The sequence below is a fragment of the Allobrachymonas wangyanguii genome (assembly GCF_045055315.1).
Lineage (GTDB): Bacteria > Pseudomonadota > Gammaproteobacteria > Burkholderiales > Burkholderiaceae_C > Brachymonas > Brachymonas wangyanguii.
Genome location: NZ_CP173677.1, coordinates 706,809 through 731,188, shown reverse-complemented (window position 1 = coordinate 731,188; position 24,380 = coordinate 706,809). Strand labels below are relative to the sequence as shown.

19 protein-coding genes are annotated in these 24,380 nt (G+C 64.2%); 6 read left to right on the top strand and 13 right to left on the bottom strand.

Annotated features, from left to right (window positions below; genetic code table 11):
* Nucleotides 1-157: 157 nt before the first annotated feature.
* The 3 genes from ACI3EV_RS03405 to ACI3EV_RS03395 all read right to left on the bottom strand — a co-directional run bounded on the left by ACI3EV_RS03405 (nucleotide 158) and on the right by ACI3EV_RS03395 (nucleotide 7,146).
* A complete protein-coding gene (locus tag ACI3EV_RS03405; RefSeq protein ID WP_329769895.1) occupies nucleotides 158-1,015 on the bottom strand; it encodes a ferritin-like domain-containing protein in 858 nt (285 codons plus the stop codon).
* Between the two features lie 117 nt (nucleotides 1,016-1,132).
* Nucleotides 1,133-4,462, bottom strand: coding sequence for a UvrD-helicase domain-containing protein (locus ACI3EV_RS03400; RefSeq protein WP_337690926.1), 3,330 nt, complete (start codon nucleotides 4,460-4,462; stop codon nucleotides 1,133-1,135).
* Entirely contained in the window at nucleotides 4,459-7,146 is a 2,688-nt protein-coding gene (locus tag ACI3EV_RS03395; RefSeq protein ID WP_337690928.1) for a PD-(D/E)XK nuclease family protein, read from the bottom strand. The genes ACI3EV_RS03400 and ACI3EV_RS03395 overlap by 4 nt, the downstream gene beginning before the upstream one ends.
* A gap of 133 nt (nucleotides 7,147-7,279) precedes the next feature.
* On the opposite strand from ACI3EV_RS03395, the gene trxA reads away from it, so the two are divergent.
* Nucleotides 7,280-7,612 (top strand): thioredoxin TrxA, encoded by a 333-nt coding sequence (trxA, locus tag ACI3EV_RS03390; protein ID WP_329769898.1) that lies wholly within the window; start codon nucleotides 7,280-7,282, stop codon nucleotides 7,610-7,612.
* 276 nt (nucleotides 7,613-7,888) lie between these two features.
* Complete coding sequence (rho, locus tag ACI3EV_RS03385) at nucleotides 7,889-9,151, top strand: transcription termination factor Rho (protein WP_329769899.1); 1,263 nt, start codon at nucleotides 7,889-7,891, stop codon at nucleotides 9,149-9,151.
* Between the two features lie 93 nt (nucleotides 9,152-9,244).
* Here the strand turns inward: rho and ACI3EV_RS03380 are convergent, their stop codons facing one another.
* Entirely contained in the window at nucleotides 9,245-10,231 is a 987-nt protein-coding gene (locus tag ACI3EV_RS03380; RefSeq protein ID WP_329769900.1) for a diaminopimelate dehydrogenase, read from the bottom strand.
* Nucleotides 10,232-10,442: 211 nt separating this feature from the next.
* Between ACI3EV_RS03380 and ACI3EV_RS03375 the strand changes: the two genes are divergently transcribed.
* The 3 genes from ACI3EV_RS03375 (at nucleotide 10,443) to ACI3EV_RS03365 (ending at nucleotide 13,979) form a co-directional block, all read left to right on the top strand.
* Nucleotides 10,443-10,691 carry a type B 50S ribosomal protein L31 gene (locus ACI3EV_RS03375; protein ID WP_329769901.1) on the top strand — a complete coding sequence of 83 codons (249 nt, stop codon included), beginning with the start codon at nucleotides 10,443-10,445 and terminating at the stop codon, nucleotides 10,689-10,691.
* A 175-nt stretch (nucleotides 10,692-10,866) separates the two neighbouring features.
* Entirely contained in the window at nucleotides 10,867-12,615 is a 1,749-nt protein-coding gene (locus ACI3EV_RS03370; RefSeq protein WP_337690929.1) for a hypothetical protein, read from the top strand.
* A 17-nt stretch (nucleotides 12,616-12,632) separates the two neighbouring features.
* The gene (locus tag ACI3EV_RS03365; RefSeq protein WP_329769903.1) at nucleotides 12,633-13,979 is read left to right on the top strand and encodes an MATE family efflux transporter; all 1,347 of its coding nucleotides are present in this window, start codon (nucleotides 12,633-12,635) and stop codon (nucleotides 13,977-13,979) included.
* Between the two features lie 12 nt (nucleotides 13,980-13,991).
* On the opposite strand, the gene phoR is transcribed toward ACI3EV_RS03365, so the two are convergent.
* The 8 genes from phoR to pstS (ACI3EV_RS03325) all read right to left on the bottom strand — a co-directional run bounded on the left by phoR (nucleotide 13,992) and on the right by pstS (ACI3EV_RS03325) (nucleotide 22,187).
* Nucleotides 13,992-15,383, bottom strand: a complete 1,392-nt coding sequence (gene phoR, locus ACI3EV_RS03360; RefSeq protein WP_329769904.1) for a phosphate regulon sensor histidine kinase PhoR — start codon at nucleotides 15,381-15,383, stop codon at nucleotides 13,992-13,994.
* Nucleotides 15,384-15,507: 124 nt separating this feature from the next.
* Complete coding sequence (gene phoB, locus ACI3EV_RS03355) at nucleotides 15,508-16,215, bottom strand: phosphate regulon transcriptional regulator PhoB (protein ID WP_329769905.1); 708 nt, start codon at nucleotides 16,213-16,215, stop codon at nucleotides 15,508-15,510.
* 23 nt (nucleotides 16,216-16,238) lie between these two features.
* Complete coding sequence (gene phoU, locus ACI3EV_RS03350) at nucleotides 16,239-16,943, bottom strand: phosphate signaling complex protein PhoU (RefSeq protein ID WP_329769906.1); 705 nt, start codon at nucleotides 16,941-16,943, stop codon at nucleotides 16,239-16,241.
* A gap of 27 nt (nucleotides 16,944-16,970) precedes the next feature.
* Nucleotides 16,971-17,747 (bottom strand): phosphate ABC transporter ATP-binding protein PstB, encoded by a 777-nt coding sequence (gene pstB, locus ACI3EV_RS03345; RefSeq protein ID WP_329769907.1) that lies wholly within the window; start codon nucleotides 17,745-17,747, stop codon nucleotides 16,971-16,973.
* A 21-nt stretch (nucleotides 17,748-17,768) separates the two neighbouring features.
* A complete protein-coding gene (gene pstA / locus ACI3EV_RS03340) occupies nucleotides 17,769-18,638 on the bottom strand; it encodes a phosphate ABC transporter permease PstA (protein ID WP_337690931.1) in 870 nt (289 codons plus the stop codon).
* Complete coding sequence (pstC, locus tag ACI3EV_RS03335; RefSeq protein ID WP_405198058.1) at nucleotides 18,635-19,633, bottom strand: phosphate ABC transporter permease subunit PstC; 999 nt, start codon at nucleotides 19,631-19,633, stop codon at nucleotides 18,635-18,637. Before pstC ends, pstA begins: the two co-directional genes overlap by 4 nt.
* Before the next feature lie 126 nt (nucleotides 19,634-19,759).
* Entirely contained in the window at nucleotides 19,760-20,890 is a 1,131-nt protein-coding gene (gene pstS / locus ACI3EV_RS03330) for a phosphate ABC transporter substrate-binding protein PstS (protein WP_337690933.1), read from the bottom strand.
* 259 nt (nucleotides 20,891-21,149) lie between these two features.
* Nucleotides 21,150-22,187, bottom strand: a complete 1,038-nt coding sequence (pstS, locus tag ACI3EV_RS03325; RefSeq protein ID WP_329769910.1) for a phosphate ABC transporter substrate-binding protein PstS — start codon at nucleotides 22,185-22,187, stop codon at nucleotides 21,150-21,152.
* A 209-nt stretch (nucleotides 22,188-22,396) separates the two neighbouring features.
* Here pstS (ACI3EV_RS03325) and ACI3EV_RS03320 point away from each other — a divergent pair, with 209 nt between their 5' ends.
* Nucleotides 22,397-23,899, top strand: coding sequence for a Ppx/GppA phosphatase family protein (locus ACI3EV_RS03320; RefSeq protein ID WP_337690936.1), 1,503 nt, complete (start codon nucleotides 22,397-22,399; stop codon nucleotides 23,897-23,899).
* Nucleotides 23,900-23,908: 9 nt separating this feature from the next.
* Here the strand turns inward: ACI3EV_RS03320 and ACI3EV_RS03315 are convergent, their stop codons facing one another.
* Nucleotides 23,909-24,370: a histidine phosphatase family protein gene (locus ACI3EV_RS03315; RefSeq protein WP_329769912.1), complete on the bottom strand. Its 462-nt coding sequence runs from the start codon at nucleotides 24,368-24,370 to the stop codon at nucleotides 23,909-23,911.
* Nucleotides 24,371-24,380 lie beyond the last annotated feature (10 nt).

The following is a 24,380-nucleotide window of genomic DNA, read 5'->3' as shown; positions in this document are numbered from 1 at the left end:
CACCTTGAATCACCACAGGTCACCATCCCCTGCTTGTATCACTTCGCTGTATCACGTGAAGTGTGATCCAGCCATCTGACACTGGGCATCTTTCGACCCAGCCCGCATCACTTGGCTGTATCACTGCCATCACCCAGATGGCAGTTCTCATTCTGCCTCACGAAGCCACCACCCGCCGTGCCACCCGCACCAGCGTCGGGCTAATCCACTGCTCCAGCCGCGTCGGCAATTGCAAGGGCTTGAGCAGCATGCGCACCGCCAGATCGGCCGGCAACTGGCGGCTCACGGTCTGGTAGATGCGCTCGCTGATCGCCTCATAACTCTGCGCACCGTTGGCAAACATCGGCCCCTTGTGCGCCCAGACATGACGCAGTGCCACATCCGAATCGCTTTCGCGCAGTTCCAGCAGGCGCTGGTAGAGCACGCGCGCCACGCGCAGGCGTGACACCGGCTGCTGCGCCGACAGCTGGCGGAAATAGGCGAGGAAGTGCTTGTAATGGTTGACCTCGTCGGCGCGCACCTGGCTCAGCAAGCCGGTCAGCACCGGCTCGTCGCTGAGCTCGCGCAGCGTGTGGTAGTAGGTAGTGGTGCCCATTTCGACCACGCAGCGCGCCGCCATTTCCAGCGCCGGCTCCGGATCCAGCTCTTCCACCGTGCACATCGGGCCGTACTCGGCCATGAACCCCTCGAAGGCCTGCTGCCACGGAAACTGCGGCCAGGCCGCCTGCACGTAGGCGGCAAAGGCGCGACCGTGCTGCAGTTCTTCCTGCTCCCAGTGCGCGCCCAGCCATTGCGCCACCTCGGGCCAGCGGGCGTAGTGGCCAATCAGGTTACGCGTGTACAGGTCCGAACCGGATTCAATAAACGACGCGCTGGTCAACAGATAGAACAGCAGCTCATCATCGGCGATACGGGCATGGTCGATGCCGTTCCAGTCGATCTCTTCCACGCGCCAACGCATGCGGGCGGCGTGATCCTGCGCGGCGGCAGGCATGGGGGAGGCAAGGCTATCCATGATGGGATTCAAGGTACTGCAAGCTAAAGTCCCAGCATAGCGCAGCCGGCCTGCCGGGCAAGCGCCTATTCGGTGACAAATCATGACAGGCGACCAGCCCGGAGGCCGGCCCCCGTCTCAGGCCAGTTCCTGCATCTGCCCGTCCTGTGTCAGGAACGCCGCGCGCACCGGCGCGTCTGGATATAGCGCCTGCACCGCCTGCCGGTAGTCCTGCATCTGGCGGCGCAGCGCCGCCTGCTCCTGCGGCGCCAGCGAGGACTTGAAGTCCAGCACCCACCAACTGGCCGGTTCACCGGCCTGCGCACGCCGACGCACCAGGCGGTCGATACGCAGCACCTGCTGCTTCCAGGCAATGTCGATTTCATTCGCCTGCCAGTCGATCTGCAGCTCGTCCCAGGCCCAGGCCGCATCGCCTTGCAGAATGCCTTGCGCCTGCGCCACGACCTGGGCTGCCTGCGCCGCGTCCAGCTGGTAGCGCTGCTGCAAGGACTGGCGCTGCTGTTGAGCATCCGGCGGTTGCGCGCCCTGGCGATGCCATTCCAGCACCTTGTGCATGGCCTCGCCGAGTGTGGCCTGCAGCGCACGGCTGGCATCACGCGCCGCCAGATCGGCGGTAGTGAGCTGCACATGGCGCTGCAGCTCCGCTGCCAGTGGCGGCAGCTCCAGCACCTGCCCGGCCTGCACCGATGCGGCTTCGTGCGCCTCAGACTTGTGGCTGATGGCCGGCCAGTCGGCCGCTACCGACAGCTCGCCGGCATAGTCTGGCTGCAGCGCGATGGCATCAGCCTGGCGCTGCCATTGCTGCCACCAGCTGTGCTCCTGCACGCTGCGCGGCTCGGTGCTGGAAAACGCCAGCACCTGGCGCGCCCGCGTCATGGCCACGTACAGCGCGTTCGCTTCCTCGCGCTCCTCGGCCTGCTGTTCCTGCTGCACCAGTGGCAACACCGAGGGCGGCGGATTGGAAAAGCTCTGTAGAAACACCAGCTGCGCCGGATGCGTGTGGCTGCCGGGCCAGTCCACCAGCACATCCATCGCCTTGCTGCGGCCCTTGGCGGCATCGGTATCGAGCAGCAGCACCAGCCCCGCTTCCAGCCCCTTGGAACCGTGCACCGTGAGCAGGCGGATGCCCTGCCCGCCAGCCACCGGCGTACCGGTCGGATCACCGCCGCGCATGGCGCGCACCCAGCGGTAGGCGCTGACAAAGCGGCCGCCATCGAACGCCAGCATGTGGCCGGGCAAGGCCTGCAGCCGCTCCAGCACGCCAGCGCGCTGCGCCGGGCTGGTGCGGGCGGCATAGCGCGCCAGCAAGTCGCCATCGCGGAAGATGGCATCGAGCGCATCATGCGGCAACCGTTGCTGCAGCCACTGCTGCCAGCGCTGCAGCTGGCGCGCCAGCGGCTGCCAGGGAGATACGGCCGGGTCGGTATCGGCATGCGCCAGCAGCCAGTCCAGCCAGCTGATGGCCGCCGGTTCGGCCTGCTTCGCGGCCTGCAGCACGCCCAGACGGATCTCCACCAGCTGCGCATCGTCCAGACCGAAGATCGGCGACTTCAGCGCACGCGCCAGCGACAGGTCGTGGCGCGGCGAGACCAGCGCATCGACCAGCGCCACCACGTCCTGCACCTCGGGCGCTTCAGCCAGCAGCAGCTTGTCGGCCTTGAGTGCCGGCAGGCCGGCCTCGGCCAGCGCGTGCTGCATCGCCGCCACGCGCGCGTTCTTGCGCGCAATCACCAGGATTTCGCTGGCCGGCGTGCCGGCCTGCACGCAGCGCTGCAGCCATTGCGCCGCCTGGCGGCATTCGCGCGCCATCAGGGCCTCCTCTTCCTCGAGCTGCGGCGTGGCCAGGCTGTCGCGCCAGCCGCTGGCGGCATCGGTCTCGGCCTTTTCCGGTCGCGCGATCTGCGGCAGCGTCAGCACGCAGCCAGCCACCTCTGCCGCCGTGGTGTGGGTACGGAAATCCGCATAGCGCCCCTCGTCCTGCGCCGATTGCATCAACGCGTTGACGGCATCGATCACCGGCTGCGCGTTGCGCCGCGTATGGTCGCATTCGAGCACGGCACCGCCCAGCGCCTGCTGGACAAAACGGCGCGCCTCGCGGAACACTTCCGGATCGGCACGGCGGAAACGGTAGATGCTCTGCTTGGGATCGCCGACGATGAACACGCTGGGCGGGATCGCCGCACCGGCATAGCCAGACAGCCAGCCCTGCAGCGCATGCCACTGGATCGGGTTGGTATCCTGGAATTCGTCGATCAGCAAATGGCGTACCTGGGCATCAAGCCGCTCCTGGATCCAGCCACTCAGCAGCTCGTCACCCAGCAGCTGGCCGGCGCTGACCTCGATATCGGCCATATCGATCCAGCCATGCTCGCGCTTGACCTGGGCGTAGCACTCCAGCAGCAACAGCGTCAGCCGCACCATGCGCTGCTGGTAGAGCCAGGCGGCGTGCTGCGCCTGGGCGCGGCAGAGCAGTTGCAGCTCGGCTTCGGCGTCCTGGGCGGCATCGAATTTCTGCAGGTTCTTGGTCAGCCGATCCTCGTCCTTGACGAAGAAGGTCTTGCGCAAAATCTGCAGCCGCTGCTCCAGATCCGGCTGTTCAAAGGCTTCCACCACCTTGGCAGCCGCCTGCTGCGGTGTCTTGAGCTTTTCCGACCCCAGCGCGGCCGAGCGTGCATGCCAGCGCTGCGCCGCCGCCTCGCTGTCCAGCGATGCCGCCGGCGAAGCAAAGTCCTTCAGTTCCAGCACCAGCTGCTGAAACGGCAGCACCGATCGTTCCAGCACCCCGTGCTGGTGCGCCAGACGGAATTCAACACGCTTGGCCAGTGCGGCTTCCAGCGCCTTCAGCGTGTTGCTGCGGCCATGCAGGCCTACCAGCGCATCGAAATCGGCGCGCGCCGAATCATCGCGCAGCAGCGCCTGGAAAAACGGCCGCCAGACTTCGGCCACGGCGCGCGCATCATCCTGCAGCAGTTCGTACTGGCTGGGCAGGCCCTGCTGTTCCAGCACCTGCAGCGGTGCCGCGCGCAACAAGGCGGCAAACCAGCTGTGGAAGGTGCGGATCTGCGGGCTGCGACCGTGCTGCAGCAGCTTCAGGTACAGCCCCTGCAGCGCCGGCGCATGCTGCTTCGCCTGCTCCGGCGTCATGCCGCGCATCCGCAGCTCCGGCTCCAGTTGCTCCGGCGTCTTGCCGGCAAAATCGGCCAGCCATTCGTTCAGGCGCTGGCGCATTTCGGCAGCGGCCTTCTTGGTAAAGGTGATCGCCAGGATCTGCTGCGGCTCGGCTCCTTCCAGCAAGGCACGGAGGATGCGGCTGACCAGCATCCAGGTCTTGCCGGCACCGGCACAGGCCTCGACCACCACATGGCGTGCCGGGTGGCAGGCCACGGCGTAAAAAGCCTGGTCCGGCACGATCTCGCCGTTGACCCGATAGGCGTGGGCGCTGCTCATGCCTGCTCCTCCATCCAGAAATCGCGCCGGCACAGGCCGCGCATCGCACAGTAGTCACAACGTCCGCCCTGGCCCAGCGCCTGCAGCGGCTGGCCATCGGCAATGCGCTGCAGGTCGGACGCCAGGCTGCGCATCAGCAGCCGGCTCTGGCGCTGCACGCCGGGCAGCTCATGCATCTCGGTCTTGCCGTTCTCGCCCACGTTGACATAGGCCACGCGTACCGGATCGGGCGCCATCATGGCGGCATAAAACGACAGCTGCGCATCTTCATCGCCATCCTTGACGCGGTTGCGCGTCTTTTCCAGCCGCTCCGCCTTGTAGTCGAGCAGCATCCAGCGCGCCGGAGCGCCCGGCAACGCATCAGCAGCGGCAGGCAGGGCATCGATGCGATCGATACGGCCATGCAAGGACACCTGCGGCAGCCGCGCCGGATCGCAGGCAATGGCAGGCTCGCCCTCTTCCAGCTGATCGGCACCGAGCCCGGCAAACACTTCGGCCAGAGGCTTGTCGCGCCAGTGCTCGCCATGGGCATAACGCGCCTGTTCCTGCTTCTGGTAAGCCAGCAGCCATGTCAGATAACCATCGCGCAGCTTGGGCCAGACCGCCTGCCAGGGCACAAAATCGACAGCATCCAGCCCCTCCTGGCGCAGGGCTTCATCAGCAGCCTGATCCAGCCACTGGCGCAACTGCGCCTCGCCAACATCCTGGCCACCGGCCTGCTGCCAGTAATCATGGAACAGGTAGAGCAGCTGGTGCAGCCAGTTGCCGACATCGCGCTTGTCGAGCTCGGTGCGCAGCTCATTCGCCTCGCGCAGGCGCAACTGCTGCTGGCCAAAGAACTGGTAGGGACAGGCGCGCAGCGTGTCGTAGGCGCTGGCGGAAATCTGCGCCAGCGGCAGCCGGCTACCCGGCGCCTGTGGCATCCACACGGGATCGGGCGCAAGCGTTCGCGCCACACGCACATCGCCTGCCAGCTGCAGGCCGCGTTGCATCCCTTGCGCTTCGGCCAGGCCGGCTTCCAGCAGCAGCGGGCTCGGCAACAGTGTTTCGCCGGCACCATCGCTGTCACTGGTCAGCAGCGCCAGTTGCGGAAACTGCCAGGCGTGCAGCCAGGCCGCGCGCTGCGCCTGTTGGAGCTGCTGGCGCGACGGCAGACCGATCAGTTCACGCTGGCTGCTGGTCCAGTCACCGGGCGGTTCCGGCGCTGCCGGCAGCTGGGTGTCGTCGCACGCCGGGATCACCACCGCCGCAAACGCACGCGCCAGCAACTGGCTCAGTGGCAGGATCACCACCTGCTCTTCCAGCGGATACGGCGGCTTGAAACTGCCAGCCTCCAGCACATCCTGCACCCAGCGCACAAAATCCGGCTGATTCCAGTCCCGCGCATCCGCCGCCAGCGGCAGCGCGCCCGGCTGCAGATGCAGCGCCTGCAGCACCGCCTGGCCGGCAGCATCGGCATGCAGCCAGTCCCACTGGCCGCTCTGCTGCAAGGTCGTCTGCAGATCCGTCAGCCATTGCGCCAGGCTGCGTGGCTTCTGCAGCGCCTGGCGCCAATCCTCGACTTGTAAGGCGTATTCCCGGCCCACATGCTCCCACTGCAGCCAGGCCTGGCGATGCGGCCACTGCGCCTGCACGCGTTCACGCAGCCAGGCTTCCAGCGGCTGCAACCAGTGGCCAGATACGGCCGATCCCGGCACGGTCTGCGCCAGCTTCAGCCATTCAAGCACGGCATCGCTGTCCGCCTGCGGTGCGCAAGCGCGCAACAGGCTCATCAGCTGGCTCGCCGCACGCGTGGTGGAGAGCTTCCAGCCGGTCTCGTCACGCACCGTCAGGTGCTGTGCCTCCAGCTGGGCGCGGATACGGCGCGTCAAGGCGCGGTCGCTGTCCACCAGCGCCACCAGCCCGCTGCGCCGTTCCACGGCCTGCTGCACGCAGGCCGCGGCGCGCGCTGCCTGATCTTCCAGGTCGCGCGCCCGATGCCATTGCACCGGCTCCAGCACTATCGCCTGGCCGACCTCCTCCCAGAACGCGGGGATGTCGATCACACAGCCAGCCTCGGGCTGCTGCTCCAGCCAGCGCGCATAGAGGGCCTCGGACAGCGGATCCCGCTGATAGCCGCGCAGCAGCACCAGCGCATCGGGCGTTTCCTGTTCCAGCGTATCGAACAGGATGTCGGTGCCATAGGACGAACTGCCAACCCAGGCCAGCGCCACCTGCGCCACCACCTGCTCGTAACGCATTGGTGCCGCGCCCAGACTGTCCAGCAGCTGTGGCAGCAACGCCTGCATCCAGGCCAGCCGCTGCTGAGGCGGCTGCGCCTGTGCCAACGGTGCCAGTTGCTGCGCGGCCTCGCGCACGCGGCCCGCCAGCCAGCTCGCCTGCTGGCGCAAGCCGGCAGCCTGCAGCAGCTGGCCAGCCGTCAGCAGGTCCTGCGCGGCATCCTGGCTGTAGTCGGCGGCCGTCGGTACATGCGGCGCCAGCCGCGCCGCCCAGTTGAAGGTGGTCTCGAACCGTGGCAGCAAGCCGGCCTGCGGCAGCTGTGCCCAGTGCGCGCGCACCACGGGCAGCAGCTGCGCATAGGGCAGCAGTACCACCGTGCGTGCCGGATCGGCCCCGCGTTGCTGCAGATGTTGCTGCAACTGCATGCACAAGGCCAGCCATTTCTCCTGTGTGATTGTGCTCATTGCTCCTCCCTGCCCCTGATGCTAGCGGATCAATTTCCCATCCATGATGGGGTCGCCTGTTTCTGTCACAATAAGGCCATCATGGCAGCCCCGCAGCCCGGTTGGCTGCTGCATACCACCAAAGGAAACCACCATGGCCAGCGACCTGATCAAACACACTACCGACGCAACCTTCCAGGCAGATGTCCTGCAATCCACGGCGCCCGTGCTGCTGGACTTCTGGGCCGAATGGTGCGGTCCCTGCAAGGCGATCGCCCCGGTGCTGGACGAACTCGCCAAGGAATACGACGGCAAGCTGCAGATCGTCAAGATGAACGTCGATGACAACCGCAACGTGCCGGCCCAGTACGGCATCCGTGGCATTCCCACGCTGATGCTGTTCAAGGGCGGCCAGGCCGTCGCCACCAAGGTGGGTGCCCTGGCCAAGCCGCAGCTGGTCGCCTTCATCAACGAACAGCTGGGCTGATTACGCACGACTCCTGTCTTCCCGGGCCGGATGGTCAGCACATGCCCTCCGGCCCCGCATCCAGCGCAGCTTTTGTGTCTATAATCTGCGCACACCATGTGCATACCCGTCAGATACCGGCAATCGGTATCTCCGGCACAGCCAGCCTACCCTGCTGCCGCTGATTGTCAGTCCGGTATCCAGATCACCTCCCAGTTTTTCCCGGTATCCGCCCCTGTACCCGAGCGTACAGTCGCGCCACACCGCCCCCTTTCCTTTTTCCCTAGACGCAATACCATGCATCTGAACGAACTCAAGGCCCTGCACGTCTCCGAAGTGCTGAAGCAGGCCGAAGAACTCGAGATCGAAAACACCGGCCGCATGCGCAAGCAGGAGCTGATGTCTGCCATCATCAAGAAGCGCGCCCGCGCCGGCGAACAGGTGTTTGCCGACGGCGTGCTGGAAATCCTGCCCGACGGTTTCGGTTTCCTGCGCAATCCCGACAGCAACTACACCGCCAGCACCGACGACATCTACATCAGCCCGAGCCAGGTACGCCGCTTCAACCTGCACACCGGTGACATGGTCGAGGGCGAGGTGCGCACGCCCAAGGACGGCGAGCGCTACTTTGCGCTGAACAAGCTGGACAAGATCAACGGTCTGCCGCCCGAGGCGAACAAGCACAAGGTGATGTTCGAGAACCTCACGCCGCTGTTCCCCACGCAGCAGATGAAGCTCGAGCGCGACATCAAGAGCGAGGAGAACATCACCGGCCGCGTGATCGACATTATCGCCCCCATCGGTCGCGGCCAGCGTGCGCTGATCGTGGCGCCGCCCAAGAGCGGCAAGACCATGATGATGCAGAGCATCGCCCACTCCATCACGGCCAACCACCCGGACGTGCACCTGATGGTGCTGCTGGTGGACGAGCGCCCCGAGGAAGTGACCGAGATGCAGCGTTCGGTGCGCGGCGAGATCATCGCCTCCACCTTTGACGAGCCCGCCACGCGCCACGTGCACGTTGCCGAGATGGTGATCGAGCGCGCCAAGCGCCTGGTCGAACTCAAGAAGGACGTGGTCATCCTGCTCGACTCCATCACGCGCCTGGCTCGTGCCTACAACAACGTCGTGCCCTCGTCCGGCAAGGTGCTGTCCGGCGGTGTCGATGCCAACGCGCTGCAGCGCCCCAAGCGTTTCTTTGGTGCCGCACGCAAGATCGAGGAAGGCGGCTCGCTGACCATCATCGCCACCGCGCTGATCGATACCGGCAGCCGCATGGACGAGGTGATCTTCGAGGAGTTCAAGGGCACCGGCAACAGTGAAATCCACCTGGACCGCCGCCTGTACGAAAAGCGCATCTTCCCGGCGATCCAGCTCAACCGCAGCGGCACGCGCCGCGAGGAGCTGCTGCTGCCGCCCGAAATCCTGCAGAAGACCCGCATCCTGCGTCAGTTCATGTACAACATGGATGAGATCGAGGCGATGGAGCTGGTGCTCAAGAGCATGAAGCAGACCAAGAACAACCACGAGTTCTTCGACATGATGCGCAAGGGCGGCTAAGCCTTCCCTGCTGCTGCATGCAAAAAGCCCGCCGGATGACTCTGGCGGGCTTTGTCATTTCCGGGCCGGCACAGGGGCCGCCCGGCAAGACGCTTACAGCTGCTCGGCGCGCAGCTGCTCGGCACTCTTGGGCGAGAGCAGGCCCGGCGCCACGTCAAACACGGTCTTGGCACCGATATCGCCCTGCTGCTGCATGCGATGCACGGCACGCGCGTAGGCCACCAGCACACTGGAGGTGAACTCCGGATTGCTGCCCAGCTTCAGGCCGTACTCGATCACCTGGCTGTTCTCTTCCGAGGTGTTGCCACTGCGGATGACGAAACCGCCGTGCGGCATGGCGGCATGGTCGCGGCGCAGCTCCTCGGCGCTGATGAAGTTCACCGTGGTGTCGTATTCGTCAAAATAGTGCGGCATGGTGACGATGGCCTGGCGCACGGCATCGGCGTCGGCGCCTTCGGCCAGCACCACGTAGCAATCGCGGCGGTGCTTTTCACGCGTCGTCAGCTCGGGGCGCACGCCGCTGCGTACACGCTCCACCGCGTCTTCCACCGGCAGTGTGTACTGCACGCCACCGGCCACGCCCGGCACGCGACGGATCGCGTCGGAATGGCCCTGGCTCAGGCCCTTGCCCCAGAAGGTGTAGGTCGCGCCATCGGGCAGCAGCGCTTCGCCGATGATGCGGTTGATCGAGAACATGCCCGGATCCCAGCCGGCGGAGATCAGCGCGGTCTTGCCGTTGGCGCGCGCTGGAGCATCGACTGCGGCAAAGTATTCGGGAATGCGCGCGTGGGTATCGAAACTGTCCACGGTGTTGAACAGCGCCGCCAGCTGCGGGCCCTGCTCGGGCAGATCGCTCTTGGAGCCGCCGCACAGGATCAGCACGTCGATGTTGCCGGTGTGCTGCGGCAGCGTGTCCATGCCAAACACCGGCGTACCAGGCACCAGCGGCTGCAACTGATCCGGCGGGCGGCGCGTGTAGATACCCACGAGCTGCATGTCGGGGTTCTTGCGGATGGCGGCTTCGACGCCGCGGCCCAGGTTGCCGTGACCGGCAATACCAATGCGGATGGGTTGGCCCATGCTGTTGTTCCTTTGCAGAGATAAAGACAGTTGCCGGCCCGGAGTGGCCGCAACTGTTGCATTTTCCCAGAAACCGGCCCGGAGCAGACCGACAGGATCGCAGAAACCTTTGCACCACGGCAATGAAAATGCGATAATGCCAGATTAAAGTCGCGGAAAGTACGCTGGAATAGGCCGGCACGGCTCCCGCAACGACCCTCAAGGAATACCCATGAAAGAAGGCATCCACCCCAATTACCGTGAAGTCTGCTTCGTTGACCTGTCCAACGGCTACCAGATCATCACCCGTTCCTGCGTGAACACCAAGGAAACCATCAAGCTGGAAGACGGCCGCGAACTGCCGCTGTTCAAGCTGGATACCTCCAGCGAATCCCACCCCTTCTACACCGGCACACAAAAGTCGGTGGACAACATGGGTGGCCGCGTGGAGCGCTTCCGCAACCGCTACGCCAAGCGTTAATTGGCACTGGCCAGGCACGGCATCCCGTGCCGGTCCGCAAAGGCAGCCTCCGGGCTGCCTTTTTTCGTACAATCGGCGACTATTTCCGCTACCCGTCCCGGTCCGTGGCAGCACTTTTGCCGCCGACAGCGTGTACCATGCCGTCGATGACCTTCCTCTCTGCGAGCACCCCACCGTGAACCAACCCAGCCCTGCCATCGTCGCCCAGGAAGGCGTGCGCCGCCTGCCGCGCTGGGGCCTGCTGCTGTTCTGTGCGGTCTACGTGCTGTTCGGCTTCCTCTGGCGCGACCCCTGGCGCCGCGCCGATATCTCCAGCTTTGGCGTCATGCTGGAGTTGGCGCAGAACCCGGCCAGCTTCCTGTCGCCCACGCTGCTGGGCCAGGCTGTCGATGCCAACGCGCTGCTGCACTACTGGCTGGGCGCAGCCGCCATCCACTGGCTGCCGCTGGAGCCCTTCGCTGCCGTGCGCGTGCTGTTCGTGCTGATGCTGTGGCTGACGCTCACTGCCACCTGGTACGGCATCTATTACCTGGCTCGCGGCCCGAGCGCGCAGCCGGTCAGCTTTGCCTTTGGCGGCGAAGCCCATCCCACCGATTACGCCCGCACCCTGGCCGATGGCGGCCTGCTGGCACTGACAGCCTGCCTGGGCCTGGCCCAGCCCAGCCACGAAGTCGCCGCGCCACTGACGCAGCTCTGCTGCGCCGCGCTGATGCTGTACGCCTTTGCCGCACTGCCCTACCGCACTGTGCTGCCGGCGCTGTTCGGCACGCTGGGCACACTGGGCCTGACGCTCTCCGGCGCGCCCGCCATGGCCGTGCTGTTCGCCCTGGCTGGCGCCCTGATCTACGCCGGCAGCAAGCGCGAATGGAATGCCCTGATCCTGGCCGATGGCTACGAGGCCGATCCGGCCGCGCTGCAGCCGCACGAACGCCGCCGCTGGCTCTGGGTGGCCGGCCTGGCCGCGCTGACCCTGCTCAGCGCGCTGCTCGCCAGCCAGCTGGAGCTCTGGCGCTGGCGCCTGCAGCCGCTCCCCTCGCGCTGGGTCGAATGGCGCGACCTGATCAAGCTGCACATCTGGTTCACCTGGCCAGTCTGGCCAATGGCGATCTGGACCATCTGGCGCTGGCGCAACCACTGGCGCCGTGGACGTGGCGCGTTTTCGCTGACACTGCCGCTGGCTGCCGGCCTGATCTGCAGCATAGCCGGCTGGATCGGCGACAGCCCGAAAGACAGCCTGCTGCTCGGCCTACCGGCCTATGCTGCACTGGCCGCCTTCGCCCTGCCCACGTTCAAGCGCAGCGCCCAGGCCTTTATCGACTGGTTCTCGCTGATCGTGTTCACCGCGGCGGCCACCGCCATGTGGCTGGTCTGGATCGCGCTGCAGGCCGGCTGGCAACTGCGCATCGTGGAGCGGGTGCTGGCCGCCGTGCCGGGCTATGCGCCGGTGTTTGAATGGGGCCTGTTCCTGTCGGCGCTGGCAGTCACGCTGGGCTGGCTGTACCTGGTGCGCTGGCGCACCCGGCGCCTGCGCCCGGCACTCTGGAAGAGCATGATCCTGCCGGCAGGCGGCGTCACGCTGTGCTGGGTGCTGATGATGACGATCTGGCTGCCGGCCATCAACCACGCACGCAGCTATACCGTGGTGGCCCAGGAAATCACGCAGACCATGCAGGCGGCCGACCCGGACGTGCGCTGCCTCGACATCATCGGACTGGACGAAGCCCAGGCCAGCGCCCTGCTCTACCACACGCCCTTCGAAGTCCACCGCGCCGGCACCAGCCTGCAATGCAACTGGCTGGTCACCGACGAAAGCCAGGTGATGCTGCTGCCGCATCTGCACGACATGCAGCAGTGGACCGAAGCCGCCGTGGTCTACCGCCCGGGCCGCAGCGAAGCGATCCACCTCTACCGGCGCCTGCCCTGACGCCATCTGCCTGCAACGTGAAACTGTTCGACCTGCGTGCCATTGGCAGCCATGCTGCCACCATCTGGATCGGACAGCTGGCCGTGATGGCCTTTGCCGTCACCGATACCCTGGTCGCCGGCCAGTATGACCCGCAGGCGCTGGCCACGCTCTCCATCGCCACGGCGATTTATGTCAGCATCAGCATTGGCCTGCAAGGCTATGTACAGGGCCTGCTGCCGATCTGGGGCCGCTTGCATGGCCAGGGTGCTGTGCCGGAACTGGGCCGTAGCGTTCGCCAGGCGCTGTATGCGTTGGCGATCTGCTCGGTCATCGGCGTGACGCTGCTGCTGCTCAGCCCGGCGCTGCTGCAGCTGACCCAGGTTCCGCAGCACCTGCACCAGCCCGTCAGCCATTACCTGGCCATCCAGGCCATCACGCTGCCCATGAGCATGCTGGTGCGCGCCTTCAACACCTTCAGCCAGAGCATTGGCCAGCCACGCTGGGTGGCTCGGCTGCAGGGCGGTGCGCTGCTCTGCAAGATCCCGCTCACGGTCTGGTTCGCCTTTGGCGGCTGGGGTGTACCGGAACTGGGTCTGGCCGGCTGCGCCTGGGCCACCTGTGTCACGCATGTCGGGCTGCTGCTGGTCATCGGCTGGCTGTTGCGACGCCACCCGCTGTACCGGCCCTACCAGCTGCTGCAGCGTCCGCCGCGCCCGGACTGGACCGTGCAGCGCCAGTTCCTCGCCCTTGGCCTGCCCAGCAGCCTGGCGATCTGGGTCGAAGTGACCTCCTTCACCACCATGTCGCTGCTGATCGCACCGATGGGCGAAACCGCTTCGGCGGCGCAGCAGATTGCCAGCACCACCGCCGCCCTGCTCTACATGTGGCCGCTGTCACTGGCGATTGCCGGCAGCGCCCGCGTCAGCTTCTGGCAGGGTCGCCAGGACCTGCCCTCGGCACTGCTGGCACAACGCAGCACGCTGCTGCTGACCCTGCTCAGCGCCGGCCTGTCTGCCGCGCTGCTGGCACTGCTGCGCGAGCCCATGGCCAGCCTCTACGTGCAGGATGCTGCCGTGGTGCAGCTGGCGGCCTCGCTGCTGCTGCTGGTCGCCGGCTACCATCTGGCCGATGCCTTCCAGGTCTGCGGCCTGTTCCTGCTGCGCTGCTACCACGTGGTACGGCTGCCTACGCTGATCTACAGCGTGATGCTCTGGGGACTGGGTCTGGGCGGTGGCTACTGGCTGGCCTGGTTCGGTCCGGCAGCCTGGCGCGGGCCACATGCCTTCTGGGCCATGGTGTCGGTGGCGATGGCCCTGGTGGCCGGCCTGTTCCTGCTGCTGTTGCGGCAGGCTTCGCGCCGCGCCCTGGAGCAGTCGGCCTGATCGCAGAGCGGATCAGTGCCGCGGCGACAGTTCAGGTCGCGCTGGCAGCGCCTCGTGCTGTTGGTACAGGCGGTACTCCGGGAAATCCAGCGCAAACCGGGCGCCATCGTCCGGCTTGCTTTCCACATGCAGGCGTGCGCCATGGCGCTGCGCCACATGCTTGACAATCGCCAGGCCCAGGCCGGTACCACCGGTTTCACGCGAACGGCTGCGGTCCACGCGGTAGAAACGCTCGGTAATGCGCGGCAGGTGTTCTGCCGGAATACCCGGACCGTGGTCCTTCACGTACAGCTGCACACCGCCTTCAGCGGTGCGGCTCAGGCCGGCAATAATCTCGCTGCCCTGCGGCGTATAGCGCACCGCATTGCTCAGCAGATTGCCGATCGCGCTCTGCAGTTCGCTGACACTGCCAAACACCTCTTCCGGCACGCCCGATTCGATCTCGCAGCGGATGCGATGCGGCAATTCGCCCTTTTCGGTTGCCAGCACCTCGGTCAGCACACGCGCATCGTTGACGCCGATCTCGAGCAGTTCGGCCAGGTGGGCGCGCTCGCTCTGGTCGGGCGGCGGGCTGCCTTCCAGCCGGGACAGGGTCAGCAGATCCTGCACCAGATGCTGCATGCGACGCGCCTGCAGCGCCATCAGTTCCAGGTAACGCTGGCTTTCTTCCTGCGTCAGCGGCACGCTCTGCATGGTCTCGACGAAGCCGGACAGCACGGTCAGCGGTGTACGCACCTCGTGCGAGACGTTGGCCACAAAATCGCGGCGCATGCGTTCGGCCTGCTCTACCGCCGTCACGTCACGCACCAGCAGCATGCGTCGACCCTGGCCAAACGGAAAGGCCTGCACCGACAGGCGCACCGGACGCTCCAGCGAATGGCGGCGGCCGTTCATGGTGACGCCTGCCGACTGCACATCCTGTGCCGCCCAGTAGCGGCTGAAAGCCGGATCGCGCACCAGGTTGCCCAGATGCTGGCCATGGTCGCGCGGACTTTCCAGCCCGAAGAACTCACCGCCGGCCGGGTTGAACCACTCAATATGCCCCAGTTCATCGACCAGGATGATGCCGTTGGGGGATGCGCGCAGCGCATCCAGGAACACCAGCATCTGGCGCTCGGAATCCTCGACCAGACGGCGCTGCTTGCGCATGCTGCGGTAGGCCGCCACCTCCATCTCCTGCCAGATGCCGCGCAGATCCGGCTCGGGACTGGGCATTTGGTGGCGCAGCCAATTCAGCAGACGCTGGCCCTGCCAGGCGTCCAGCAGCAACAGCAGGACATCCAGCAGCAGTACCACCGTCAGCACCCACAGTGCAGACTCCAATTGCTGCCTGTCCTGCAAATACCAGGACAGGCCCAGGCCACCGAGGTGCAACAGCACGATCCAGACAATGCGTATGCTCATTCGCGATTCCTGTCAGTCCATCAAAAAACTGGCCAGGGCCGCCTAGACCCTGGCCAGTCACTTGTCATCCCGTGGCAGACAAAAATATCCACCAATGATGACAATTATCACACTAACAGGCGCATTAACGCGATGCAGCCGGCTCGTTCAATGCAGTAATGCGGTAACCCGCACCGCGCACTGTCTCGATCATGGTCGAGGCCGGCCCCATGGACTCGCGCAGGCGCTTGACATGCACGTCCACGGTACGCTCCTCGATGAACACGTGGTCGCCCCAGACCCGATCCAGCAGATGAGCGCGGCTATGTACGCGTTCGGCATTGCGCATCATGTAGTGCAGCAGCTTGAACTCGGTCGGGCCCAGCTTGATCGGCTGGTCGCCGTAGTGCACGCGGTAGGTTCCGGTATCCAGCGACAGCTGGCCCAGTTCCAGCACCGTGGTTTCCGGTTCCGGCGCACGGCGGCGCAGCACCGCACGGATGCGTGCCAGCAGTTCCTTGGTCGAGAACGGCTTGGTGATGTAGTCGTCGGCACCTACATCCAGGCCGGCCACGCGGTCATTTTCGTCACCGCGTGCCGTCAGGATGATGATGGGCACGGTCTTGGTCCGCGGATCGGCGCGCCAGCGCTTGGCCAGCAGCAGTCCGCTTTCACCCGGCAGCATCCAGTCCAGCAGGATCAGATCAGGCAGGGTTTCGTCCAGCTCGCGCTGCGCGCTCTTGCCGTCCGTTGCCCACGTGATCTGATAGCCGTTATGGCGCAGGTTGACTGCGATCAGTTCGGCAATGGACGCTTCGTCTTCGACTACCAGGATTTTTGGCTGCAATCTCATCTTTCAGTCGTCCGTCGCTCTGCTCACACCAGCTTGTCTTCGATGTCTTCCACCGAGCTGTGGCGAACGTCCAGACCCTGCACGATGTAGATCACGCTCTCGGCGATGTTCTTGGAATGGTCACCGATACGCTCCAGCGCCTTGGCCACCGTCATCAGCTCGAGGCTGACGCCAATCGTGCGCGGATCTTCCATCATGTAGGTCACCAGCTTGCGCAGATAGCCTTCGTATTCGACGTCGATCAGCGTGTCGGCCTTCAGGATCTCGACCGCGATACGCGTATCCAGACGCGCGAAGGCATCCAGCGAACGGCGCAGCAGGTCCGATGCCATCTGGGCCGCAATGCGCAGCTCGGAGGTCGGCAGCACACGGTGGGCGTTGCCGTGCGACAGCACCTTCTGCACGTTGCGGGCAATGCGGTTGGCCTCGTCGCCAGCGCGCTCCAGGTTGGCCGTGATGCGCGCAATCGCGATCAGCAGGCGCAGGTCACGCGCCGTCGGCTGACGGCGGCTGATGATGGAAGTCATCTCGTGGTCGATCACGACTTCCATCTCGTTGACGCGGGGCTCGTTCTGTTCGACGACGCGTGCGGCCTCCAGGTTGTGCTCCAGCAGCGCCTCGACGGCCTGGGCCATCTGCTGCTCGACCAGGCCACCCATCTCCATGACCTGGCTGGTCACCATGTTGAGTTCGGCATCGAACTGGCTGGACAAATGTTTTTCCGACATGCGAGTCTCCTCTCCCTGCTAATCAGATCAGCCGAAACGGCCGGTAATGTAATCTTCGGTTTCCTGGCGCTTCGGCTTGAAGAACATTTCCTTCGTGTCGCCGAATTCGATCAGGTCACCCAGGTACATATAAGCCGTGTTGTCAGAGCAACGCGCTGCCTGCTGCATGTTGTGCGTCACGATCACCACGGTGTAATCGCCCTTCAGTTCGGCGATCAGCTCCTCGATCTTGGAGGTGGAGATCGGATCCAGTGCCGAGCAGGGCTCGTCCAGCAGCAGCACTTCGGGCTTGACCGCGATACCGCGGGCAATGCACAGGCGCTGTTGCTGGCCGCCGGACAGGCTGGAGCCGTTCTGCTGCAGCTTGTCCTTGACTTCGGTCCACAGGGCCGCCTTGTTCAGGGCCCACTCGACGCGCTCGTCCATTTCGGACTTGCTCAGGTTCTCGAACAGCTTCACGCCGAACGCGATGTTGTCGTAGATGGACATGGGGAACGGCGTCGGCTTCTGGAACACCATGCCGATCTTGGCGCGCAGCAGCGCCACGTCCTTGCTCTTGTCCAGCAGGTTGGTGCCGTTGAACAGGATCTCGCCTTCGGCGCGCTGCTCGGGATACAGCTCGAACATGCGGTTGAAGATGCGCAGCAGCGTGGACTTGCCGCAGCCAGACGGGCCGATGAAGGCCGTGACCTGCTTCTCGGGGATGTCCAGGTTGATGTTCTTCAGGGCGTGGAACTTGCCGTAGTAGAAGTTCAGGTTACGGCAGGAAATCTTGGCCGGGGGGGGAGTAATGATATCGCTCACGATGGAACCTTTTCAGAATGATCAGGACTTGCGCGTCAGCAGGCGCGCCAGGATGTTGATGGCCAGAACGGTGACCGTGATGACGAACACGCCTACCCAAGCCAGCTCTTGCCAGTTGCCATAGGGGCTCATCGCGAAGTTGTAGATCATGACCGGCAGGCTCGCCATCGGGCTCGACATGTCGGTGCTCCAGAACTGGTTGCTCAGCGAAGTGAACAGCAGCGGAGCGGTCTCGCCGGCAATACGGGCCACAGCCAGCAGCACGCCAGTCACCACGCCTGCCATGGCAGACTTCAGGGTGATGTCCTTCACCACGCGCCACTTGGGCGTACCCAGGGCGTAGGCGGCTTCACGCATGGAAGCCGGGATCAGGTTCAGCATGTTCTCGGTAGTACGGATCACGACCGGAATCACGATCAGCGCCAGAGCCACGGCACCAGCCCAGCCGGAGAAGGTCTTCATCGGCGCTACCAGCATGGCAGCCACGAAGATACCGATCACGATGGACGGAGCAGACAGCAGCACGTCGTTGACGAAGCGCGTGGTCTTGGCCAGCCAACTGTTCTTGTCGTACTCGGCCAGGTAGATACCGGCCATGATGCCGATCGGCGTACCGATCAGGGTGGCCACAGCCACCATCATCAGCGAGCCGACAATGGCGTTGCCGATACCACCGACTTCGTTCGGAGCCGGCATGCTTTCGGTAAAGACGTGCACGCCCAGGCCCTGGATACCCAGCATGAAGGTATCCCACAGGATCCAGAACAGCCAGACGATGCCGGAGCACATGGCCAGGAAGGACATGGTCAGCGCAATCGTGTTGACCAGCTTGCGCTTGTTGAACTTGGCCAGGCGGTAGTCGCCTTGCGGTGCGGTTGCAGTGGTACTCATGACTTGGCTCCTTCGCCCTTCTGGAGTTTCATCAGCAGCAGCTTGGACAGGCTCAGCACGATGAAGGAGATGATGAACAGCACCAGACCCAGATAGATCAGGGAAGCACGGTGCAGGCCTTCGCCAGCTTCGGCGAATTCGTTGGCCAGCGTGGCGGTAATGCTGGTAGCCGGCTCGAACAGGCTGAGCGAGGCAAACTGGCTCATGTTGCCGATGACGAAGGTCACGGCCATGGTCTCGCCCAGGGCGCGACCCAGACCCAGCATGATGCCGCCGATCACGCCAGCCTTGGTGTAGGGCAGCACGACCTTGTAGACGACTTCCCAGGTGGTGGAACCGAGGCCATAGGCCGATTCCTTCAGCAGCGTCGGTGTGACCTCGAACACGTCACGCATCACGGAAGCGATGTAGGGAATGATCATGATCGCCAGGATGATGCCGGCGGAGAAGATACCCATGCCCACGGGCGGGCCGGAGAACAGCATGCCCAGGCCCGGCACTTCGCCAAAAGCGGCCTGCAGCGGCGCCTGTACATAGGTCGCCAGGATCGGGCCGAATACCATCAGGCCCCACATGCCATACACGATGGAGGGGATGGCAGCCAGCAGTTCAATGGCGGTACCGATCGGGCGCTTGAGCCAGGCCGGCGACATTTCCGTCAGGAACAGCGCAATGCCGAAACTGACCGGCACGGCGATCAGCAGCGCGATGATGGAAGTGGCCAGGGTACCGAAAATCATGGCCCAGCCACCGAAATTCTGGTTGACCGGATCCCAGGCACTGGTCCACAGGAAGGCGGCGCCGAACTGCTTGATGGCAGGCCAGGCACCGATGATGAGGGACACGATAATGCCCACCAGCAAGCCCAGCGTGATGTACACGGCCAGCTTGGCGCCACCACCGAACAGCATGTCGGCAAGGGCACCGACGCGACGCGGCTCGGGCGGAGGGGATTGCAGCTTCTTCTGTTGCTGCTTCGTACGCTCTTCGGTCATGGTCTGTGCGGTTGAAGCTAAGGAAGACATGGTATCTATCCTAAAAAGGGACTTAGAACCAATGCCGTGCCACCCAGTTCAAGAACTTGAACAGAGTGCACACGGCACTGGCAGGATCAACAGGGATTACTTGTAGGCAATCGCGTTGCCGGAAGCATCCTTGATGTTGGCCCAGGATTCACGCACGATGGCCTTCACGTCGTCGGGCATCGGCACGTAGGTCAGATCGTTGGACATGGCGTCACCGTTGCTGTAGGCCCAGTCAAAGAACTTCAGCGTGCCAGCAGCCGCATCCGGCTTGTCCTGCGTGGTGTGCATCATGATGAAGGTAGCAGCAGTGATCGGCCAGGCCTGGTCGGCAGCCTGGTTGGTCAGGATCTGGTAGAAGGAGCTCTTCCAGTCAGCAGAACCGGCAGCAGCCTTGAAGCTCACGTCGTCCGGAGCCACCACGTTGCCAGCGGCGTTCTTCATCTTGGTGTAGGTCATGTTGTTCTGCTTCACATAGGCGTACTCGACGTAGCCGATGGAGTTGGGCAGACGGCTCACGAAAGCGGCCACGCCTTCGTTACCCTTGCCACCGGTACCGGTGGGCCAGTTCACGGCCTTGCCTTCGCCAACCTTGTCTTTCCACTCGGTGTTGACCTTGCTCAGGTAGTTGGTGAAGTTGAAGCTGGTGCCGGAACCGTCAGCGCGGCGCACCACGGCGATCTTGGCGTCGGGCAGCTTGACATCCGGGTTGGCAGCCACGATGGCCGGGTCGTTCCACTTCTCGATCTTGCCCAGGTAGATATCACCCAGCAGCTGGCCGTCCAGAGTCAGGGCACCCGGCTCGACACCTTCGATGTTCACGACCGGCACCACGCCACCGATCACGGTGGGGAACTGCACCAGGCCCTTGGCCTTCAGGTCTTCATCCTTCAGCGGCTCGTCGGAAGCACCGAAGTCCACGGTCTTGGCTTCGATCTGCTTCATGCCGGCGCCGGAACCCACGGACTGGTAGTTCACCTTCACGCCGGTAGCGTTGGCGTATTCAGCAGCCCACTTGGCGTACAGGGGAGCCGGGAAGGAAGCGCCAGCGCCGGTGATGTTGCCAACACCGCTAGTGGTACCCGGAGCAGCTGCCGTGGCAGATGCGGTCGGCTGGGCAGCAGAAGCGCCCTGCTGGCTGGTTTCGGTCTTCTGGCCACAGCCAACCAGACCATAGGCAACAGCAGCAGCTGCTGCGCTGAACAGGGCAATACGACGGGTTTGTTGCATGAGAGCACTCCTGGGTAGGAAATAAGGATGGTTTGTCTGTCTGATGTGGATCAAGGAAAACCCGCATCACGCTACGAACTGTAAAAACAGTTCATGACACAAATATGACAATTCGGTGATGTTTCGTCATATAGCGGCATCGATGTCGCATCTGCACCAAAAATCGGCACCCATGATGCAAAACACCCCGGAACTGGTGACAGCTCCGGGGTGCGATGGCGTCAGCAACACCACGGTACAACCGCAGTGTCAGCTGTCATCAACGGTAGGAAACGGCCTTGCCGGAACCATCCTTGATGTTGGCCCAGGAAGCGCGGATGTGGTTCTTCACGTCAGCGGGCATGGCCACGTAGTCCAGGTTGCTGGCGCCAGCGTCACCGGTGCGGTAGGCCCAGTCGAAGAACTTCAGGGCAGCAGCGCCGTTGGCCGGCTTGTCCTGCTTGGCGTGCATCACGATGTAGGTCGCAGCCGTGATCGGCCATGCGTTGCGGCCAGCCTGGTTGGTCAGGATCTGGTAGAAGGAAGACTTCCAGTTGGCGGAAGCGGTAGCGGCCTTGAAGCTGTCTTCGTCAGGAGCAACCACCACACCAGCGGCGTTCTTCATCTTGGCGTAGGTCATCTTGTTCTGCTTCACGTAGGCGTACTCGACGTAGCCGATGGAGTTCGGCAGGCGACCCACGTAAGCGGCCACGCCTTCGTTACCCTTGCCACCCACACCGGTCGGCCAGTTCACGGACTTGCCCTCGCCAACCTTGGACTTCCACTCGGCGTTGACCTTGCTCAGGTAGTTGGTGAAGTTGAAGCTGGTACCGGAGCTGTCAGCACGACGTACCACGGCGATCTTGTTGGCCGGCAGGTTCAGGCTCGGGTTCAGGGCCTTGATGGCGGGGTCGTTCCACATGGTGATCTTGCCCAGGTAGATATCGCCCAGCACCTTGCCGTCCAGCACCATGGCGCCCGGAGCAATGCCGCGCACGTTCAGCACCGGCACCACGCCACCGACCACGGTCGGGAACTGCACCAGGCCCTTGGCACGCAGGTCAGCGTCCTTCAGGGGTTCGTCGGTCGCGCCGAAGTCCACGGTCTTGGCTTCGATCTGCTTCATGCCGGCGCCGGAGCCCACGGACTGGTAGTTGATCTTGTTGCCAGTAGCCTTGGCGTAGTCGGAAGCCCACTTGGAGTACAGCGGAGCCGGGAAGGAAGCGCCAGCGCCAGTGATGTCCTGGGCCTGGGCAACGGAGGCGAAGCCGAGCGTCAGGGACACGGCCAGCAGGGAAACTTTGGGAGCGAATCGCATGGAGAAATCCTTGAAATCGAAAATAGTGAAAACAGCCGGTACGTCACATACCAACCTCCACCGCGCCACTCTAAAAACCCAGTATGACGGCTTCGTGACGTTTTGGATTTTCCCCACACCTGTCACAGGAACGTCATCTGCGCCGCGTCTGGCGGACTATGATGTCAGGACACATATCTTTCACAAATCGAACAAGAACTGACTGCAGCATGCGTAATGGCACCCGTCTGGCAGCCCTTGACCTGGGTTCCAACAGCTTCCGCCTGGAAATCGGAAAATTTGAAAACGGCCAGATTACCCGCGTCGAATACCACAAGGAATTCGTGCGCCAGGGTGGCGGCCTGGACGAGAACAACATGCTGTCGCTGGAAGCGATGGAGCGCGGCTGGAGCTGTCTGGAGCGCTTCAACGAGCGCCTGACCCGCTTCCGCAAGGACCATATCCGCGCGGTGGCCACGCAGACGCTGCGCCAGGCGGAAAACCGCGATGTCTTCCTGACGCGCGCCTGCCAGATCCTCGGCTTTCCGATCGATGTCATCTCTGGCCGCGAAGAAGCGCGCCTGATCTATCAGGGCGTGGCCAACCTGCTGCCGCGCTCCAGCGCCCGCCGGCTGGTGGTCGATATCGGTGGCCGCTCCACCGAACTGATCCTGGGCAAGAACCTGGATGCCAACCAGCTGCAGTCCTTCCAGCTCGGCAGCGTGACCTGGTCGATGAAGTTCTTCCCTGACGGCAAGCTCGGCAACAGCGCCTTCAAGCAGGCCCAGATCGCCGCCATGGCCGAACTGGACGAGGCCAGCCAGCTCTACCAGCCCGGCAAGTGGGATGTCGCCTATGGCTCCTCGGGCACCATCGGTGCCATCGCCGAGATCCTGACGGCAGCCGGCCAGACCCCGGGCATCATCACGCGCCAGGGCCTGGAATGGCTCAAGAGCCGGCTGGTACGCGCCAAGTACGTGGACAACCTGCAGATCGAGACGCTGAAGGAAGAACGCAAGCCGGTGCTGGCTGGCGGCCTGGCGGTACTGATCGCGATTTTCGACGTGCTGCAGATTTCCGAAATGCAGCACGCCCTGGGCGCCCTGCGCCAGGGCGTCATGTACGACCTGCTGGACCGCGAGCAACCCACCACCGACCTGCGCAACACCACGGTCAACAACCTGATGCAGAAGTTTGCGGTCGACAACGCCCAGGCCACGCGCGTGGAGCGCACTGCCCTGCAGCTGTTCCGCCAGTATCCGGCGATCGAAGGCATGGCCAAGGTGCGCGAGCGCGCCGAGCGCAAGCTGCGCTGGGCAGCACGCCTGCACGAGATCGGTGCCCATATCTCGCACAGCAGCTACCACCGCCATGGTGCCTACATCATGGACAATGCCGAGGCGCCGGGCTTCGCCCTGCCCGAGCTGCACAACCTGAGCCAGCTGGTATTGGGCCAGCGCGGCAAGCTGCACAAGCTCGATGCCGATTTCCGTGAGGTGCCGTTCTGTTCACAGCTGCTGGCGCTGCGGCTGGCCGTGATCCTGTGCCACGCGCGCCGCAACCCGCAAATGGAAGGCCTGCAACTGCAGCGCCGCCTGCTGCCGACACTGAGTTTCACGCTCAGCGTCACGCGCGACTGGGCGCAGGCCCATCCGCAATCGCTGTATCTGCTGCAGCAGGAAGTCGAGGCCTGGAACCGGATCAATCCGAACTTCAAGCTGCAGATCCGCTAAGCGCGGCGCTTACAGCATGCGCGGGTTCTGCACCGCCTTGAGCACCACCTGCTCCTGGTCTTCGCGCACGCGCTTCTGCAGCCACCAGACTGCGCCCTTCTTGACCGAGCAGCTCATCTGCATGCCCAGCAGGCGCTGCGCCACATCGCCCAGGATCGGCTGGTGTCCGACTACCAGTACGGTGCCACCGGCATCGGGCCAGCCAGCGGCCTGCAACAGGTCATCGGCGTTACGGTCGGGTGCCAGCTCGGGCACGATGGTGTAGTTGCGCTTGGTCAGGCGCAGCACGGTCTGGCGCGTACGCAGTGCCGGGCTGACCAGGATGCGCGTATCGGTCGGCATGTGACGTGCCAGCCAGGCCGCCATTTCAGCCGCCTGGTGCTCCCCTTCCTGGGTCAGCGACCGTTTCAGGTCATCAATGGTGCCGTCGGCATCGACTGCCTGCGCATGGCGCCACAAAATCAGTTCCATGAGTTCTCCT